The organism is Streptomyces oceani (assembly GCF_001751245.1).
Lineage (GTDB): Bacteria > Actinomycetota > Actinomycetes > Streptomycetales > Streptomycetaceae > Streptomyces > Streptomyces oceani.
In genome coordinates this window covers 1-226 of sequence record NZ_LJGU01000015.1, presented here as the reverse complement: position 1 = coordinate 226, position 226 = coordinate 1, and the positions used below count along the sequence as shown (strand labels likewise).

The window sequence follows — 226 nt, the reverse complement described above, 5'->3', positions numbered from 1 at the left end:
CGCGTTGGGCGGTGGAGCGGGGTGCCCGGAAGCTGGTGCTGACCAGCCGCCGCGGTAGCGAGGCCCCCGGAGCCGCCGAACTCGAGCGGGAACTCACCGAGCTGGGGGCGGAGACCTCCGTACTCGCCTGCGATGTCACCGACCCCGAAGCGGTCGCCCGACTGCTCGACCAGCATCCGGTGGATGCGGTGTTCCATGCGGCGGGTGTGTTGGATGACGCGAGTGT

Annotated in this window: 1 protein-coding gene; it reads left to right on the top strand. The window is 70.8% G+C overall.

The features are described from left to right. On the top strand, positions 1-226 hold a 226-nt coding region (locus AN216_RS00070; protein ID WP_139140794.1), incomplete at both ends, for a ketoreductase domain-containing protein.